Annotated in this window: 14 protein-coding genes; 9 read left to right on the forward strand and 5 right to left on the reverse strand. The window is 69.4% G+C overall.

Annotated features, from left to right (window positions below; translation table 11 throughout):
• The first annotated feature begins 248 nt into the window (after nt 1-248).
• Nucleotides 249-1,157, forward strand: a complete 909-nt coding sequence (locus tag ACQPYK_RS09885) for a hypothetical protein (protein WP_433253380.1) — start codon at nt 249-251, stop codon at nt 1,155-1,157.
• 331 nt (nt 1,158-1,488) lie between these two features.
• Here ACQPYK_RS09885 and ACQPYK_RS09890 read toward each other — a convergent pair whose 3' ends face one another.
• Both ACQPYK_RS09890 and ACQPYK_RS09895 read right to left on the reverse strand, forming a co-directional pair.
• Nucleotides 1,489-2,793 (reverse strand): FAD-binding oxidoreductase, encoded by a 1,305-nt coding sequence (locus tag ACQPYK_RS09890; protein ID WP_433253382.1) that lies wholly within the window; start codon nt 2,791-2,793, stop codon nt 1,489-1,491.
• A gap of 118 nt (nt 2,794-2,911) precedes the next feature.
• Complete coding sequence (locus tag ACQPYK_RS09895) at nt 2,912-3,211, reverse strand: hypothetical protein (protein WP_433253384.1); 300 nt, start codon at nt 3,209-3,211, stop codon at nt 2,912-2,914.
• A gap of 414 nt (nt 3,212-3,625) precedes the next feature.
• On the opposite strand from ACQPYK_RS09895, the gene ACQPYK_RS09900 reads away from it, so the two are divergent.
• Nucleotides 3,626-3,805 carry a hypothetical protein gene (locus tag ACQPYK_RS09900; RefSeq protein ID WP_433253386.1) on the forward strand — a complete coding sequence of 60 codons (180 nt, stop codon included), beginning with the start codon at nt 3,626-3,628 and terminating at the stop codon, nt 3,803-3,805.
• Nucleotides 3,806-4,070: 265 nt separating this feature from the next.
• Here ACQPYK_RS09900 and ACQPYK_RS09905 read toward each other — a convergent pair whose 3' ends face one another.
• Both ACQPYK_RS09905 and ACQPYK_RS09910 read right to left on the reverse strand, forming a co-directional pair.
• A complete protein-coding gene (locus tag ACQPYK_RS09905) occupies nt 4,071-5,117 on the reverse strand; it encodes a S66 family peptidase (protein WP_433253388.1) in 1,047 nt (348 codons plus the stop codon).
• A 125-nt stretch (nt 5,118-5,242) separates the two neighbouring features.
• Nucleotides 5,243-6,172, reverse strand: coding sequence for an ABC transporter substrate-binding protein (locus ACQPYK_RS09910; protein WP_433253390.1), 930 nt, complete (start codon nt 6,170-6,172; stop codon nt 5,243-5,245).
• Nucleotides 6,173-6,435: 263 nt separating this feature from the next.
• Here ACQPYK_RS09910 and ACQPYK_RS09915 point away from each other — a divergent pair, with 263 nt between their 5' ends.
• The 7 genes from ACQPYK_RS09915 to ACQPYK_RS09945 all read left to right on the forward strand — a co-directional run bounded on the left by ACQPYK_RS09915 (nt 6,436) and on the right by ACQPYK_RS09945 (nt 14,860).
• Nucleotides 6,436-7,749, forward strand: a complete 1,314-nt coding sequence (locus ACQPYK_RS09915; RefSeq protein WP_433253392.1) for an ammonium transporter — start codon at nt 6,436-6,438, stop codon at nt 7,747-7,749.
• Complete coding sequence (locus ACQPYK_RS09920; protein WP_093259464.1) at nt 7,746-8,084, forward strand: P-II family nitrogen regulator; 339 nt, start codon at nt 7,746-7,748, stop codon at nt 8,082-8,084. Before ACQPYK_RS09915 ends, ACQPYK_RS09920 begins: the two co-directional genes overlap by 4 nt.
• A gap of 3 nt (nt 8,085-8,087) precedes the next feature.
• Nucleotides 8,088-10,373 carry a [protein-PII] uridylyltransferase gene (locus ACQPYK_RS09925; protein WP_433253395.1) on the forward strand — a complete coding sequence of 762 codons (2,286 nt, stop codon included), beginning with the start codon at nt 8,088-8,090 and terminating at the stop codon, nt 10,371-10,373.
• A 221-nt stretch (nt 10,374-10,594) separates the two neighbouring features.
• Nucleotides 10,595-13,483, forward strand: a complete 2,889-nt coding sequence (locus ACQPYK_RS09930; protein WP_433253397.1) for a nitrate- and nitrite sensing domain-containing protein — start codon at nt 10,595-10,597, stop codon at nt 13,481-13,483.
• Complete coding sequence (locus ACQPYK_RS09935) at nt 13,480-13,902, forward strand: roadblock/LC7 domain-containing protein (protein WP_433253399.1); 423 nt, start codon at nt 13,480-13,482, stop codon at nt 13,900-13,902. Before ACQPYK_RS09930 ends, ACQPYK_RS09935 begins: the two co-directional genes overlap by 4 nt.
• A 27-nt stretch (nt 13,903-13,929) precedes the next feature.
• Nucleotides 13,930-14,292 (forward strand): DUF742 domain-containing protein, encoded by a 363-nt coding sequence (locus ACQPYK_RS09940; RefSeq protein ID WP_433253401.1) that lies wholly within the window; start codon nt 13,930-13,932, stop codon nt 14,290-14,292.
• Nucleotides 14,273-14,860, forward strand: coding sequence for a GTP-binding protein (locus ACQPYK_RS09945; RefSeq protein ID WP_433253403.1), 588 nt, complete (start codon nt 14,273-14,275; stop codon nt 14,858-14,860). The genes ACQPYK_RS09940 and ACQPYK_RS09945 overlap by 20 nt, the downstream gene beginning before the upstream one ends.
• Before the next feature lie 175 nt (nt 14,861-15,035).
• Here the strand turns inward: ACQPYK_RS09945 and ACQPYK_RS09950 are convergent, their stop codons facing one another.
• Nucleotides 15,036-15,965 (reverse strand): ABC transporter substrate-binding protein, encoded by a 930-nt coding sequence (locus ACQPYK_RS09950; RefSeq protein WP_433253405.1) that lies wholly within the window; start codon nt 15,963-15,965, stop codon nt 15,036-15,038.
• Nucleotides 15,966-15,980 lie beyond the last annotated feature (15 nt).

Genomic DNA, 15,980 nt, shown 5'->3' on the forward strand with positions numbered 1-15,980 from the left:
CGGCGCATCAGGGCTGTGCTCACGTTCGGGGCGATCGGGAATCCGCATCAGACGTTCGACGGCTTTGCTCTCAACGACATCGATGTCGGGCCGGTGACGCTACGCGTACGCCATGGTGGATCAGGTCCGGCGGTCGCGCTCCTGCACGGTCATCCGCACACCCAAGAAGCCCACCCGGGAGGCTTCCGCGTTGTTGCACGTGAAGGGGGATCGTTACAGCAACATGCACAGGCCAATAGATTTCCCTCATGAGTCTGGAAGCCCTCGGGATCTCCCCGTCCGATGAGCTGATCTATCGCTTCTTTCTGCGGAATCCAGGCACCGATGCCACAGAGGTCGACAGGGTCGTCCTCGAACGCCTGGTGGAGCTGCGCCTTTTGGAAGTGGGCTCTGATGGGGGTGTAACCGCGGTCGGACCTCAGGTGGCGATGGAACGGTTGATCGAACGGCGGCTGGACGCGGTCGGCAGTGAGTTGCGCCAGGTCACCGCGGTTCTCCCCTCGCTGCTGGCCGAGCAGAGTGCTGGTGAGCCGATCGAGCTCGTGGAGCGCGTCGAGGGCGTCGAGCAGACCCAGCAGCGGATCTGGCAGGCGTCCGCCAACGTCAAGGACGTCCTGGCGATGCATCCGTCCCGCTCGCGGGTGGATCCTCGCGTCCGCGACAGGGCCCTGGCCGAGTTGCGCGCAGGCGTCCGCCACCGGTCGATCGTGCATCGCAGCACGTTGGACAACCCGCAGGTGGCCGCCTACTTCCACGAGATCCACCGGGCCGGCGACCGGCACCGGGTGATCGACGAGCCGATCCAGCTGCTGCTCATCTTCGATCGCGAGACGGCGTTCGTGCCGATCGAACTGGACAATCCCGCCGCCGGGGCGCTGATGATCCGGCAGCCCGGCATCATCGGGACGCTGATCGGGCTCTTCGAACAGGCCTGGAGCCGAGCTGTCGACCTCGAACCCGACGCGGCCGATCCCAGCCCCGTCGAGAAACAGGTGCTCGTTCTACTCGATCGGCTTGGCAAGGACGAGGTGGCGGCTCGGGCGATGGGCGTGTCCGTGCGTACGTTCCGGGGCTATGTCGCGGACCTGATGGCCAGGCTGGACGCGGCCAATCGCTTCCAGATCGGTGCCCGCGCCAAGGAGCGAGGCTGGATCTGATGGTCCGGTGCCCAGGCATCGGTCGGGTTGAGCCGGTCGCACGCACCCGGACGAGCATCTCGGCGACCAGGGCTCCGGCCGCTCCACCTCGACCACCTCAGGCCCACCAAAGGAATCCTGACCGGACCGCATGACCGTCGGGCAGCTCCTCGACTTCCTGCCGCACATCGCCGCCGTGAGCGCTCAGATGGACGCCGGCCTGCAGGCCTGGGCGGACCGGCCGCGCGACCGGGGCGTTACCTGGCCCAGGGTCGGCACTGCCCTGGGCCGGGTGCGCCGGTCGGCCGGGGAGAGGCTCTCGGGAGAAGGGCGAGTGCCCGCTGCCGGACGTTCAGGCCGGGATGGGGAAGTTGCTGCGGAAGACGTTGTGCGGGTCGTGGTGGCGCTTGATGTCGCGCAGGCGGGCCAGCACGGCGGGGGTGAAGGCATGGGCCGCGGTCTCGCCGGGGTTGAGGAAGGTGAAGGGCTTGCGACCGCTGGTGGGGAGGGCCTCGGCGAGGGCGCGCTGTCTGGCTGCGATGGCCTGGGCCGTCGCCGGATCGGTGGGGACACCGAACAGGTAGAGCGCGTAGGGCTCGGTGAGCGGGCCGTGCGGGCTGTCGGAGGCGCGGGTGAACGCGCCGGCCAGGTGCCGGATCTGCACGCCCATCAGCGGTGCGATGGGGTCGGCCAGCAGCGTCTTGACCGCGGCGTCGTCCAGCTCGGTCAGCAGCTCGCCGCGCGAGGATCCCGCGCCGGGGTCGGTCGGCTCAGCGGTGATGGACCCGAGTTCGGAGACCGGCATGACGCCCCTGCCGTCGAAGATGGGCTTGGGGAGGCGCTCCAGCGGGCTCAGCAGATCACGTGCCTCGCTTGCTTCGCCGAGATAGGTGGCGTCCACGGCGACCATGGGGTCGGAGCCGGGGAAGTGCAGCAGGTCCAACCAGACGGTCAGCTCGTCGGGTGCGGTGGCGGTGATCTGCCGGTAGGCCTCCATCACCTCTGGGGCGTGCTCGGCCGCCCACAGGGTCCGGCCGCCGTACAGGGTCGGCGCCGGGTGCAGGGTCAGTTCCAGGGCGGTGACGATCGCGAAGTCGCCGCCCGCGCCGCGTAGTGCCCAGAACAGGTCGGGGTCGGTGTCGGCGGTGACGTGCCGCTGGTGGCCGGCGGCGTCGACGATGTCGAAAGCGGTGACGTTGTCGGCGACCCAGCCGTGGGCGCGGCCGAACCAGCTCAGTCCGCCGCCGAGGGCGACGCCGGTGACGCTGACGATCGGGGAGCTGCCGGGCAGGCCGGTCAGGCCGTACGGCACGGCGGCGGCCTGCAGGTGCCTCGAGGGCACACCCGCCCCGACGCGGGCGCGGCGGGCGACGGGGTCGATCTCCAGCGTGTCCAGCCGCCGGGTGCGCAGCAGGATCGTTCCCTCGGTCCCACCGGTCGCGCCGTGTCCGTTGGGCTGGGTGGTGACGCCCAGTCCCGCGGAGCGGGCGTAGTGGACGAGGGCGGCGACGTCGTCGGCATCGGCGGCCTCGACCACGGCGGCCACCGGTTGCTCGACGGCCAGGTTCCAAGGACGACGGCAGGCGTCGAATTCGGAATCGCCGGGCAGCCAGATTCGGCCGCGGACGACGGAGCGCAGGGCGTTCAGGGCATTCATGATCTTCCTCTTCCATAGCGGGCCAGGCCGCAACACGCGGGTCGGGCCGCAACACGCTCGACGGCGTCGGCGTTCCGACGGTGAGCGGGGGCGGGCGACCGCCTCGGGACAGTGGGCGTCAACCGGGGATCGCCGTGGGGCTGCCAATGTAGCAGGCGTTGTCGGTGCGTAGACGGCGGGTGATCCAGCGCTGCCTGTCGCGGATCAGCTCGACATCGTAGGGCTTCTTCAGCAGGGCGAAGGTGCCGTGGTCGGCGATGAGCAGCAGCCGGATCGGCTCGTCGATCACCCGATGCCGGTCGTCGGCCCGGTGGATCTCGTGGAAGTAGGCGGCCACCTGCGGGTTGTCCGACATGCTGCGGTGCAAGAAGAAGCGATAGATCAGCTCATCGCGCGGGAAGGTCCAGAGGGCTTCCAAGCTCCTGGGAGCACAATCCATCGGCCCCTGCATGTTGCTGCAGTAACTCCGTCCTTACCTGCAACAACGTGAAAGCTGTCCAGACTGGCCTCTTCCCCTCCGTTGCGCCAAGGTGGTCATCGCCGTCAGCGGGCGAGGGCTGTCAGCCTCCGACGATGATCCGTCCACGCCGGCGCCCACTCGATCGGCATTTCCCCTCAGTTCGGCTCTCGCGCCCGAAAGGACCGTTCCACGGCTGCGCCGTCGCTGATCAGGGATCCCGAGATCACTCCGTCCGCTCCGCGACTTCGCCGACTTCGCTCGCCGTACCGCTGCCGCCGGCGTCTGGAATCAGTGCTGACCCCCAGAAAAATCCACAGACGGCCTCGCCGGTCACCTGACCGGCGAGGCCGTACCACCATCTGGAAAGCGGTTTTGAAAGCCTTCAGCACCATCGCCCTCGTTCTGTCCACGCTCAGCGCCGGACTCATGGCCGGACTCTTCGCCGCCTTCGCCTACTCGGTGATGCCCGGACTGAGGCAGAGCAGCGACCGCGCCCGCCGTATCGAGCGCGACGCGCTGGCACGCCTGCGAAAGATGGCCACGGCCGCCTGACGTAAGGGTTGTCCGGTACGGCTTGTGTGGGTCGTGCCGGGTGGGTTGTCCACGGCGTGGTGGGGTTCGGGCTGCGGTTTAGCGGGTTGCGGTGGTTGGGGTGGGGTTCGCGCTGCGGTGGGTGGGTGGTGCGGCCGGCCGTCTCAGTTGCGTTCTGGTTGGTTCAGGCCTTCGGCCTGTTCGAGGGCGGTGGCGCGGCCGAGGTCAGACCGTCGGTCGCGCCCGATCCTGCGGATCACGCGCTCGCCGGCAGCGCACAGCGGGGTCAGTAGTGAGCGATGATGCGTCGAGCCGGGCCGTCCACGGTCACCGATCCGCCGTAGGGCAGGACCCATTGAGGATCGGTATGCCCGAAGTCGACGCCGAACACGACCATGGCCTCGGGGTTGTAGTGGTTCAGGGCCCGCAGGATCGCTTCACGTTGCTCGGCGCGGTAGTCGTCCCGCTCGTCGGGCGTGGTGCGCCGCAGCAGGCTGCCGGCTTTGGCCGTACCGACGAGGACGGCCGGAAACTGCGCGAGTAGCCCGCGTTCGCCGGCGTTGCGTAGCATGCGGAACACCTCCTGGGCCGAGGGCATCTCCTCGGAGGTCTCCAGCAGCAGCACGCACCCGGCGTAGTCCTCGACCGGGCGAATCCATCGGTTCGCGGCCAGGTTCCAGTGCAGGATCTCCAGGTTGCCTCCCCAGGTGGGGGCGGTGATGACCAGGTCGGGCCGGTGCCAGCTCCAGCCGGGACCGGGCTGGGTCGGCGCCGCATGGTTCAAGGACGCGGGGTCGCCCCAGTCGAGCTCGTCTTCGCTGAACACTTCGGCCGGATGCAGCTCGACGTCCCCGCCGGTGAGCAGCGCCGCCCGCAGGGAGTCGGCCGACACCGGGTGCAGGCCGCCGCCGCGCCCTAGGTGCACCATCGTTGACCCGCCGTGATAGCCCGCCAGACCAAGGTTCCACAGCCAGTTGAGCAGGTTGGTGTTGTCGCTGTAGCCGACGAAGGGCTTGGGGTCGGCGGTGACCACGGCGGGATCCAGGAAGGGCAGCACGCTGAGCTGGTCATCCCCTCCGATCGTGGCCAGCACCGCGCGGATGCCCGGGTCGGCGAACGCGTCCATCAGATCGGCGGCCCGATCCTGTGCCGAGGAGCCCAACCGGCGGGTCGTCGGATATTCCACAGGTTCTAGCCGGAACTCGTCGCGAAGCCGCCGCATCGCCAGCTCGTGCACGGCGGGGAACATCCCCGGCGCCGCGAAGGAGGGCGAGACCACCGCCACCCGGTCCCCGGCCGTCAGCTTCGGGGGCATAGCCAGATCAGGACGCATGTCCTCATCTAACCGGATCATGCAACTTCTCGGCGCGCCGGTAGCCGTTGGTGACCGACGGGGTGGCGGCGCAGCAACATGGATAAACCTCGGCACGACTCACACAAGCCGCACCGGACAAGCCGCTACGGCTTGGCGTACTTCTCCAGGTCGTCCAGGATCTTTCCGGCGGCGGTGACGCCGATGCCGAGCATCCAGGTCTCGTCGTCGACGTTGTGAGCCTTGTCGGCCTTGACCACCGGAAGGCTCTTCCAGAGCGGGCCCGCGGTGACCGTGGCCTGGCTCTGCGCGGCCTGGTCGCCGTAGGCGCTGTAGAAGAGCACGTCGCCGTCGGCCTGGGAGAGGTTCTCCTGGCTCAGCTCGCCGAAGCGCTTGTCCTGCGCGTCGGCCAGCCGCTGGGGTTCGGGACGGCCGAAGCCGGCGTCGCCGACGACGATGCCGCTGAACGACTCGGGGCCGTACATCCGGATCTGCGCGGGCATGAAACGCACGATGCTCACCTTGACGGCGTCGGAGCCGCCCAGGGAGCGCGCCCGAGCCTGGTAGTCGGCGAGGAGCTTGTCCGCCTGCGCCTTCTTCCCCAGCGCGTCGGCGTCCAGGAGGAAGTTCTCCTTCCAGGTGGTTCCGACCTTCTCGGTGAACACGGTGGGGGCGATTCGGTTGAGCTTGTCGTAGAACTGCTCCTGCCGGAACTTCGTGCCGAGGATCAGGTCCGGCTTGAGCGCGGCGATGGCTTCGAGGTTGGGCGCCTGGAGGGTGCCGACCGGCTTGGTGGAAGCGAGCGCGGAGCCCAGGTATTTCGGCCATGCCTGGTTTTCGGCCGCCTGCGCCGCGCCGACCGGCGCGAGGCCCAGGGAGACCATGGTGTCGAGTTTGTCGGTGTCGAGCACGACGACCCGCTTGGGGGACTGCGGCACCTTCCCCTCGCCCATCGCGTGCCTGATCGTGCGGGTCGGGCCCGCGGTGGCCTGGTCACCGCCGGAGGAGCCACAGGCCGCGAGGGTGACGGCGGACAGCAGGACGGCGGCCGCGATCTTGGCCGTGCGGATGGTCATCGAATCCCCTTAGAAGTTTAGGTAAGGCATACCTAAGCGTAGTTGCGGTCATCTTCACGCCAAGACCCGCCCTGTCCGAAACATCTCCGAAACACCACGGGGCCGAGATTCACAGATGTGAAACACGCACGGTTGTGACCTGAAACGGCGAAAGAACACGCTTTGGCGCAACGTCAGTGCGCGGCCGGTCGACGGAGCCCAGGAAGCGTTCACTGCGACTGTGAAAACGGCCACACGCCATTTGTAAGGGAGGGTCGCTTCGAATGAAGATCGATAGCGGCACCACTGCTTGGATGATCACGGCCACCGCGCTGGTGCTGTTGATGACGCCTGGGCTCGCGTTCTTCTACGGAGGCATGACCAGGGCGAAGAGTGTCCTGAACATGATGATGATGTCGTTCGTCAGCATCGTCACCGTCACCATCGCCTGGGTCCTCTACGGGCACTCGCTGACTTTCACCGACAACGGCAGCGAGCTCGTCAACAAGTTCGTCGGCGGCTTCGACGCCCTCGGGCTGCAGAGCCTGGTCGAGACGGCCACAAAGACCGACGGCAGCGGCATGCCGAGCCTCGTCTTCTCCGCCTTCCAGCTCACCTTCGCGATCATCACCGTCGCGCTGATCAGCGGTGCCATCGCCGACCGGGCGAAGTTCGGCGCCTGGGTGCTGTTCAGCATCGTCTGGGCGACCGTCGTCTACTTCCCCGTCGCCCACTGGGTCTGGGGCAACGGCTGGCTGTTCAGCCTCGGCATCGAGGACTTCGCCGGCGGCACCGTGGTCCACATCAACGCCGGTGCGGCGGCCCTCGCCCTCGCCCTCGTGCTCGGCAAGCGCGCCGGATGGCGCAGGGACCCGATGCGCCCGCACAACCTGACTCTGGTGCTGCTGGGCGCGGGCCTGCTGTGGTTCGGCTGGTTCGGTTTCAACGCGGGCTCAGAGCTCGCCGTGGACGGGACCGCCGGCCTGGCGTTCATGAACACCCAGATCGCCACCGCGGTCGCCGCCGGCGCCTGGCTCGTGGTCGAGAAGGTCCGCGACGGCCACGCCAGCAGCCTCGGCATCGCCTCGGGCGCCGTCGCCGGCCTGGTCGCCATCACCCCGGCCTGCGGTTTCGTGGACCCCTGGGCCGCCATGCTCATCGGCGCGCTGGCCGGTGTGGTCTGCGCCTACGCCGTGGGCCTGAAGTACAAGCTCAACTACGACGACTCGCTCGACGTGGTGGGCGTGCACCTGGTCGGCGGTGTGATCGGCGCGGTCTCCCTCGGTTTCCTCGCCGCTTACCCGTTCCTGGACCAGCAGCACAAGGGTCTGTTCTACGGTGGCGGTGTCACTCAGCTGGGTCTGCAGGTTCTGGGCCCGGTCGCGGTCGGCGCATACTCCTTCATCGTCACGTGGATCATCGGCAAGATCATCGACAAGGTGATGGGCTTCCGGATCAGCACCGAGGAAGAGATCGCCGGCATCGACATCACCTCCCACGCCGAGACCGGTTACGACCTCGGCACTGTCCACTCCTCGGGCGTGGCGGCCGTCAACGGTCCGGTCGTCGTCCCGGCGTCCAAGAAGGTCGACGCATGAGACTCATCACCGCGGTCATCAAGCCCTTCAAGCTCGACGATGTGAAGGCGGCCCTGGAACAGTTCGGCATCAAGGGCATGACGGTCAGCGAGGCCAGCGGGTACGGCCGCCAGCGCGGTCACACCGAGGTCTACCGGGGCGCCGAGTACCAGGTGGACCTGGTGCCCAAGGTCCGGCTGGAGGTCCTCGCCGAGGAGGACGACGCCGAGGACGTCATCGACGTCATCGTCAAGGCCGCGCAGACCGGCAAGATCGGCGATGGCAAGGTCTGGTCCGTTCCGGTGGACACGGTCGTCCGGGTCCGCACCGGAGAGCGCGGACCCGAGGCGCTCTAGGCGGTGAGAGGCGACACTCGCTCGTACGCCGCGGCCCGCAAGGAACGGGCCGCGGACATCGACCGCTGGCTGACGGACCTGCTCCGGACCGCCTGCGGCACGCCGTACGGGCGCACCGGAAGGAACGGGGACTCCGGGAGCGTCGACGAGCGCGGCGCCTTCGGCGGCGTCGCGCTCGTCGCGGTCGGCAGCCTGGGCCGGGCGGAGCTCGCCCCGGGCAGCGACCTGGACCTGGTCCTGCTGCACAACGGCCGCGAGGACGTGGCGCGCATCGCCGACCGGGTCTGGTATCCCGTCTGGGACTCCGGCGTCGGCCTCGACCACTCGGTGCGGACCGTGGACGAGGCCGCCGGTGTCGCCAGGGACGATCTCAAGGCGGTGCTCGGGCTGATCCAGGCCCGGCACGTCGCGGGAGACCCGGAGCTGACACGCGCGGCGCGCGAGGTCGTGCTCTCGGAGTGGCGGGCCGACTCCAGGCGCCGTCTGGGCGAGCTGCGCGAGGCCACCGACAAGCGCGCGGAGGCGAGCGGCGAGCTGTCGTTCCTGCTCGAACCCGATCTCAAGGACTCACGCGGTGGGATCCGCGACGTGCAGGCGATGCAGGCGGTGGCCGCCGCCTGGGTCGCCTCGGCTCCGGGTCCGCGGGTCCGCGAGGCCTACGAGCTCCTGCTCGACGTACGGCACGGCCTGCACCTGGTGACCGCCCGAGGCGCCGACCGGCTGGTGCTTCAGGAGCAGGACGCGGTCGCCGGCACGCTCGGCCTGCTCGACGCCGAGGCGCTGATGCGCAGGCTCGCCGAGGCCGGCCGGACGATCGGACATGCCTTCGACGCCACCTGGCGCACCGTCGACCGGTTGCTGTCGGGCCCCACCCCGAGGGGACGCCGTCCGCTCGCCGACGGCGTCGTCGAGCATGGCGGCGAGGTCGTGCTCGCCCGCGGGGTCAGCCCGCGCAAGGATCCGGTGCTCGTGCTGCGCGCGGCCGCGGCCGCCGCCGAGGCGGGGCTGCCCCTGGCGCCCGCCACCGTGAACGCGCTGGCCGCCCAGTCCCCGCCGCTGCCGGTTCCGTGGCCGGACGAGGCACGCGACGCGCTGGTCGCGCTCCTGGGCGCGGGGCGCGCGGCGGTGCCCGTCTGGGAGGAGCTGGACCAGGCGGGGGTGCTGGTCCGGCTGCTGCCCGACTGGGAGCGGGTACGGCACCGCCCGCAGCGCAACCCCGTGCACCGCTACACCGTGGACCGGCACCTGATCGAGGCCGCCGCCGGGGCCGCCTCCTTCACCCGCGAGGTGTCACGGCCCGACCTGCTGCTCATCTCCGCGCTCCTGCACGACATCGGCAAGGGCTGGCCCGGCGACCACTCGACCACCGGCGCGGTCGTGGCCCGCGACATCGGCACCCGGATCGGCCTGTCCCCGGCGGACGTCGACATCCTGGAGACCGTGGTCCGCCACCATCTGCTGCTGCCCGAGACGGCGACCCGCCGTGACCTGGACGACCCGGTGACGATCTCCCGGGTGGCCGAGGCCGTCGGCTCGCGCGAGGTTCTCGAACTGCTGGCCGCCCTCGCCGTGGCCGACGGCAACGCGACCGGCCCGGCCGCCTGGAACTCCTGGAAGGCCTCCCTGGTCGCCGACCTCGTCCGGCGGGTGCGCTCAGTCCTGTCCGGCACCCCGCTGCCGCCGGCGCCGGCGCTCTCGACCGCTCAGGCGTCCCTGGCCCGGCACGGCGGCGGCGCCGTACGGGTGAACGGGGGAGCGGTCACCGTGGTCGCCCCGGACCGGGCGGGGCTGCTGTGGCGCGCGGCCGGAGTGCTCGCCGCGCACCGGATGGTGGTCCGTGCGGCCTCCGCCGCCTCGGCGGGATCCACCGCCGTCATCGAATTCTCGGTCATCCCCGAGTACGGCTCGCCGCCCGACCCGGCGACGCTGGAGGCCGACCTGCGGCTGGTGCTGGCCGGCCGGCTCGACATCGAGCAGCGCCTGGCCAGAAGGACCCGTTCCATGCGCCCGGCTCGGGTGCCGGTGGCGCCGCCCCGGGTCACGCTCGTCGACGACGCGTCCAACACGGCGACCGTGGTGGAGGTGCGCGCGCACGATCGCCCGGGATTATTGTGGCGAATCGGTAGAGCTTTTGGGGACTGCGGTCTTGACGTACGCGCCGCGCGTGTAGAGACTCTCGGCGCAGAGGCGGTGGACGTCTTCTATGTCGTAGACCGGGCCGGCCGTCCTCTGACGGACGAGGCCCAGCGGGCACAGGTGCGGGACCAGGTGCTTGCCGCCTTGCGGTAACCGTCGTCCATCGTTCTCTTGTCACCTTCGTAACGATTAAGTCCGGTTTGTCGGTTATGCCGATTATGTCCCGTGACCTTGTGGTCTGATATTGGCCACTTATGTCGTGATGGTGAGGGGTAGCGAGAGCGGTGACGACGGCGACATCCGAGAGCGGCGGTGCTTCGGCACACGACCGTGGCAAGCGGCCTGCCGCCCGGTTCGGTCTGAGAAACTGGCGCGTGCGGTCGCGCCTCACGGCCCTGATCCTGGTGCCGACCGCGGTGGGCGTCGTGCTCGCGGGCACCCGTGTCGTCGCCTCCATCGACAGCGTGGCGGGCTACCAGCGCACCGCGTCGGCGGCCGAGTACTCCGGCGACATCCGCGACCTGGCGCAGGCCCTCGGCCTGGAACGCGACCGGACCGCGTGGGCGTCGTTCCAGCCCTCCAACAAGGGGTTGCGAGACAGCGTCGACGCGCAGCGGAAGACGGTGGACGAGCTGATCGGCAAGGTCCTGCTGGACCTGCAGGCGATCGACGACTCCTACGGCGCCCGGGCCACCAAGGCCGCCAAGAGCGTGACCTACCAGCTCTCCGGCATGAAGGAGCTGCGCCAGCTGGTCGGGACGACCCAGGCGGAACGGTACGGCCTCATGGTCGCCCCACTGCTTCAGCTCCACGAGGAGCTCACACTCGTCAGTGACGACCCCGAGATCATCGGCAACACCCGGGCGCTCAGCGCGCTGGCCTACGCCAAGGAGGAGGTCTCCAAGCAGCGGGCCCGCCTGCTGGCCGGCTACTACGCGCCCTCGCTGGTCAACGCCCAGGAGATCGAGAAGTTCATCGCCTCCCGCTCGCGCATGGAGGAGTACAAGGCGGACTTCGGCGTCGAGGCGAGCCCGGGCAACGGCCAGCTCCTCGTCAAGGCCATGATCGACGAGAAGGTGAACCGCGCCGAGCTGACCAAGGCCAGGGCGATCGTGCTGGCCAGTGACCCGCGCAACAAGGGTCGTCTGCTGTCCAACTTCAACGAGGTCAAGCAGTGGTTCTCGGACAACGGCGAGGTCCTCGACCGGATGAGGAAGGTCGAGACCAAGGTCGCCGGCGACGTGATCACCCGGGCCCGGGTGCTGGAGAACACCGAGCAGCGTAACGCGCTCATCACCTCCGGGCTCATCCTGCTCCTGCTGCTGCTCGTCCTCGGTCTCACCGTCCTCATCGCCCGTTCGATGGTCCTGCCGCTGCGCCGCCTGCGGGCCGAGGCGCTGGACATCGCCGGATTCACGCTTCCCGAGGTCGTGCGCACGCTCCGGGTCTCCGGAGACTCCCAGACGCCCGACGTCGCCCCCATCTCGGTCGACACCAAGGACGAGATCGGGGAAGTGGCCAAGGCCTTCGACGAGGTCCACCGGCAGGCCGTACGGCTGGCCGCGGAGGAGTCCGAGCTCCGCTCCAACATCAGCGCGATGTTCGTCAACCTGTCGCGCCGTACCCAGACCCTGGTCGAACGGCAGATCTCGCTGATCGACGGCCTGGAGAAGGGCGAGGAGGACGGTGGCCGGCTGTCGGACCTGTTCAAGCTCGACCACCTCGCCACCCGCATGCGCCGCAACTCCGAGAACCTCCTGGTCCTCGCCGGTCACGAACCGGCCCGCAGGCGTAGCCAGCCGGCCAAGCTCGTCGACGTCGTGCGCGCCTCGCTGTCGGAGGTCGAGGACTACGAGCGGGTCCAGGTCAAGGTGCACCGCACCATCTCGGTCGCGGGCAGCGCCGCCAACGACATCGTCCACCTGGTCGCCGAATTGGTGGAGAACGCCATCCAGTTCTCGCCCCGAGCCAGCCAGGTCGTGGTCTCCAGCAGCATGATCGAGGGCGGCGGCGCGCTGCTCGCGGTCAGCGACGTCGGCATCGGCATGACCACCGAGGAGCTGATCGAGACCAACCGGCGCCTGGCCGATCCGCCCGTCGTCGACGTCTCGGTGTCGCGGCGGATGGGCCTGTTCGTGGTCGGCCGGCTGGCCCTGCGCCACGGCATCCGCGTCCAGCTTCGCCCGCAGGAGAGCGGCGGCCTCATCGCCATGGTGCTCTTCCCGCCGGAGCTCATCGTCGAGGCGGTCCAGCCTCCGTCCATCACCCCGTCGTGGGACGCCGGGTCGCAGGCTCAGCAGCCCGCTCCCGGCCGGTCTCCCTTCGATCAGACCTCCTTCGATCAGACCTCCTTCGGTCAGACCTCTTTCGGGCAGGCCTCCATCCCCCCGGCCTCCTCCTTCGGTCAGGCTTCGTTCGGGCAGATCCCCGACTCGCAGGACTCCCCGTTCGGCTCCACGTCGTTCCCCGGCGACCAGCCGGGTTCGGAACGACAGCAGCCCCTGCCCGCGGCCTCGTCCGGTGCTCCGGCGACGACCGGCGCCTTCCCGCTTCCCAAGCGCCAGATCCCGGGGGCGAACACCGGCGGGAGCGTTCCAAAATCCGCCTCCCCCGGCTGGGGGCAGACCTCCGGGGAGGATCCGGCGACCGCTTCGATGCCGGCCGTACGGGTCTCCCCGCTCGAATCCGAGCAGGAGGAGTTCCTGCCGATCTTCGCCTCCGTCGAGTCGGCCTGGTTCCGCCGGGTGGACGACACGGGGGAGCAGCCGGCCGTCGTCGAGGAGTCCGTACCGCGGGCGGCCTCGCCGCTGCCCGATCCGCTCGGCCCTGACTCGCCGGGCCCTGACTCGCCGGGTCTTGACTCGCCGGGTCTTGACTCGCCGGGCTTCGATTCGCCTGGTCCCGAGGCCGGGGCGCCCATGCACCCGGACCGCCCGCCGGTTCGCGAGCAGGTCAGGGAGCCGGTGCCGGCCAGCGGGCCGGGTGGATGGCAGACCGCCTCCGACGCCGGCTGGCAGGCGGCGCAGGCGGCGAGCGACCCCAGCCTCGGCGGGATCACCTCGGCGGGTCTGCCCAAGCGGACTCCCAAGGCCAACCTCGTGCCGGGCGCCGCGGCCAGCGCGCCGTCCAGCCCGATGCCGCCTTTGTCGCCCGAACGGGCACGGAGCCGCTTGTCGAGTTTCCAGCAGGGGGTACGGCGGGGCCGTGCCGAACTGACCGAGGAGACCGCCAGGAGCCTGGCGGATAGGGAGGAGGGCTCGTGACGACCCTGAGCCATGAGGCGCGCAGGTTCGACTGGCTGATCACCGAGTTCGTCCGCGGCACCCCCGGTGTCGCGCACGCGGTGTGCGTCTCGGCGGACGGACTGCGGATCGCCAGCTCGGACGGGTTCCCGGACGACCGGGCCGACCAGCTCGCCGCCGTCGCGGCGGGCCTGCTCAGCCTGACCGTGGGCGCGTCCCGCGTGTTCGAGGGCGGGGCCGTCACCCAGACGGTGGTCGAGATGGAGCGCGGCCTGATGCTGGTCATGGCGATCAGCGACGGTTCCGTGCTCGCCGTGCTGGCCTCTCCCGAGTGCGACATGGGGCTGGTGGCCTACCAGATGACCCTGCTGGTCGATCGGGCCGGCCAGGCGCTCACCCCGGCGCTCCGGGCCGAGCTGCAGTCCTCCCGGGGGCGGTAGTGTCCGAGCTCTTCGCGGGAGAGAGACGTGCTCGGGGGTGACGGAACCGGGGACGAGGAGCCCCTGTTCCGTCCATACGCGGTCACCGGCGGCCGAGCTGAGCCCCGGTATCACATGGCGATGGAGACCCTGGTCTCCTCCTCGTTCATCATGGACGAGGAGCTGGCACTGCTCACTCCCGAGCAGGACGCCATCATCAGGATGTGCCGGTCGTTCCGGTCGGTCGCCGAGATCTCGGCGCTGCTGAGGGTCCCGCTCGGCGTGGCTCGCGTGCTGGTGGCGGACATGGCCGACGAGGGCCTCGTCCGTCTCCACCAGCCACGTCTCGACCAGGGACAACCGGATCTCAACATGCTCGAAAGGGTGCTCAGTGGACTTCGCAGGCTCTAACCATGGCGGCCTGACGTCGACGAAGATCGTCGTCGCTGGCGGGTTCGGCGTCGGCAAGACCACGTTCGTGGGCGCCGTGTCGGAGATCCTCCCGCTGACCACGGAGGCGGTGATGACCGACGCCAGCGCCGGCATCGACGACCTCGGTCTCACTCCGAACAAGGTGACGACCACGGTCGCGATGGACTTCGGTCGCCTCTCGCTGGACCGGGACCTGATCCTGTACCTGTTCGGCACGCCGGGTCAGCACCGGTTCTGGTTCATGTGGGACGACCTGGTGCGCGGTGCGCTCGGCGCGGTCGTGCTGATCGACACCCGGCGGCTGGCCGACGGTTTCCCGGCGATCGACTACTTCGAGGAGGCCAAGCTCCCCTTCGTGATCGGCGTCAACGGCTGGGACGGGCAGTTCCAGCACACGGAGGAGGAGGTGCGGGAGGCTCTGGCCCTCGCGCCGCACGTGCCCATCGTGCGCACCGACGCCCGCTCCCGCGACTCCGTCAAGGGCACGCTCATCACGCTGGTCGAGCACGTCCTGCGGGTTCGCGCCGCCTACGGCACGCCGGCCTGAGGTCCAACGGCACGCCGGCCTGAGGTTCATCGGCCAGGTCCGCCGGTCGACCCGGCCCGCACCGCCTGCGGCGTGCCGGCCGGGTCGCGATACGGCCGCACCGCCTGCGGCGTGCCGGTCCGGTCCCGGAGGTGGGGCCCACGTCGCCGGGCTGCCGTGGCGGCGGGGCCGTACGTCAGCTGGGAATCCAGTCCTTCCATACGATCTTGTTCGCGTCGATCCACTTGCGGGCCGCCTGGTCGGCGCTCAGCCCGTTGTTGGTCATGTCGTTGGCGACCGCGTTCTGCTGGTCGTTGGTCCACATGAAGTTACGCACCAGCTCGTAGGCCCTGCCTCCGTTGTCGGCGAACCTTCTGCTCACGATCTTGTCGAGCAGGTAGGGCGGGTAGTCACATGCGATCTTGGCGGCTTCGGCGTCGCAGCCGATCGCGTACGGAGGAAGGTTGATCTTCGCCATCTTGATCTGGGTGAACAGCCACTGCGGCTCGTAGAAGTACATCAGCAGCGGGGCGCGCCGCCGGGTCGCCAGCCTGGCGGCCCTTATCAGGGCTTTCTCGCCGCCCGCGTAGACGACCTTGTAGTCGAGATGGAGGTTGCGGACAAGCGCCTCGTCGTTGGTGACGTAGGAGGCGTCCCCGTCAAGGACCTGACCGAAATTTCCAGACTTTTCGGTCTTAAAGAGGTGGGCGTACTTGTTGAGCTGCCGCCAGTCGGTGATGTCCGGGTACCGGTCGGCCATCCACTGCGGGACGTACCATCCGATCACCCCTCTGTTGCCGTTTCTCCCGGCGGAGACGGCGACCTTCTTCTCCTCGATGAAGGTTTTCTTCTCCGCCTCGCGGCCCCAGTTCTCAACGATGACGTCGACCGTGCCCTTTTCGAGCCCCTTCCAGGATTCGGCCTCGTTGAGCTCCACCCTCTGCACCTCGTAGCCGAGTTCCTGTTTCAGGAGACGGCCGAGCACCGCGGCGCTGGCTTCGTAGCCCGCCCACCCGTTTATGGCGATCTTCACGGTGCCGCCGGTCGGCGGGAGCTTCTTCTCCTCGCCGCTGCAGGCGGTGAGGAGCAGGAGTGCCGCGACGGCTCCGGCGAGTTGTCTTCTCATCGAACCGGCCGATCA

The sequence above is a fragment of the Streptosporangium sp. CA-135522 genome (assembly GCF_050949235.1).
Lineage (GTDB): Bacteria > Actinomycetota > Actinomycetes > Streptosporangiales > Streptosporangiaceae > Streptosporangium.

Bases quoted from the DNA above. Each gene is read 5' to 3' on its own strand.
- ACQPYK_RS09950 (WP_433253405.1), bottom strand. From the start codon at position 15,965: ATGAGAAGACAACTCGCCGGAGCCGTCGCGGCACTCCTGCTCCTCACC.
- ACQPYK_RS09915 (WP_433253392.1), top strand. From the start codon at position 6,436: ATGAAGATCGATAGCGGCACCACTGCTTGGATGATCACGGCCACCGCG.
- ACQPYK_RS09885 (WP_433253380.1), top strand. From the start codon at position 249: ATGAGTCTGGAAGCCCTCGGGATCTCCCCGTCCGATGAGCTGATCTAT.
- ACQPYK_RS09920 (WP_093259464.1), top strand. From the start codon at position 7,746: ATGAGACTCATCACCGCGGTCATCAAGCCCTTCAAGCTCGACGATGTG.
- ACQPYK_RS09905 (WP_433253388.1), bottom strand. From the start codon at position 5,117: ATGCGTCCTGATCTGGCTATGCCCCCGAAGCTGACGGCCGGGGACCGG.
- ACQPYK_RS09890 (WP_433253382.1), bottom strand. From the start codon at position 2,793: ATGAATGCCCTGAACGCCCTGCGCTCCGTCGTCCGCGGCCGAATCTGG.
- ACQPYK_RS09910 (WP_433253390.1), bottom strand. From the start codon at position 6,172: ATGACCATCCGCACGGCCAAGATCGCGGCCGCCGTCCTGCTGTCCGCC.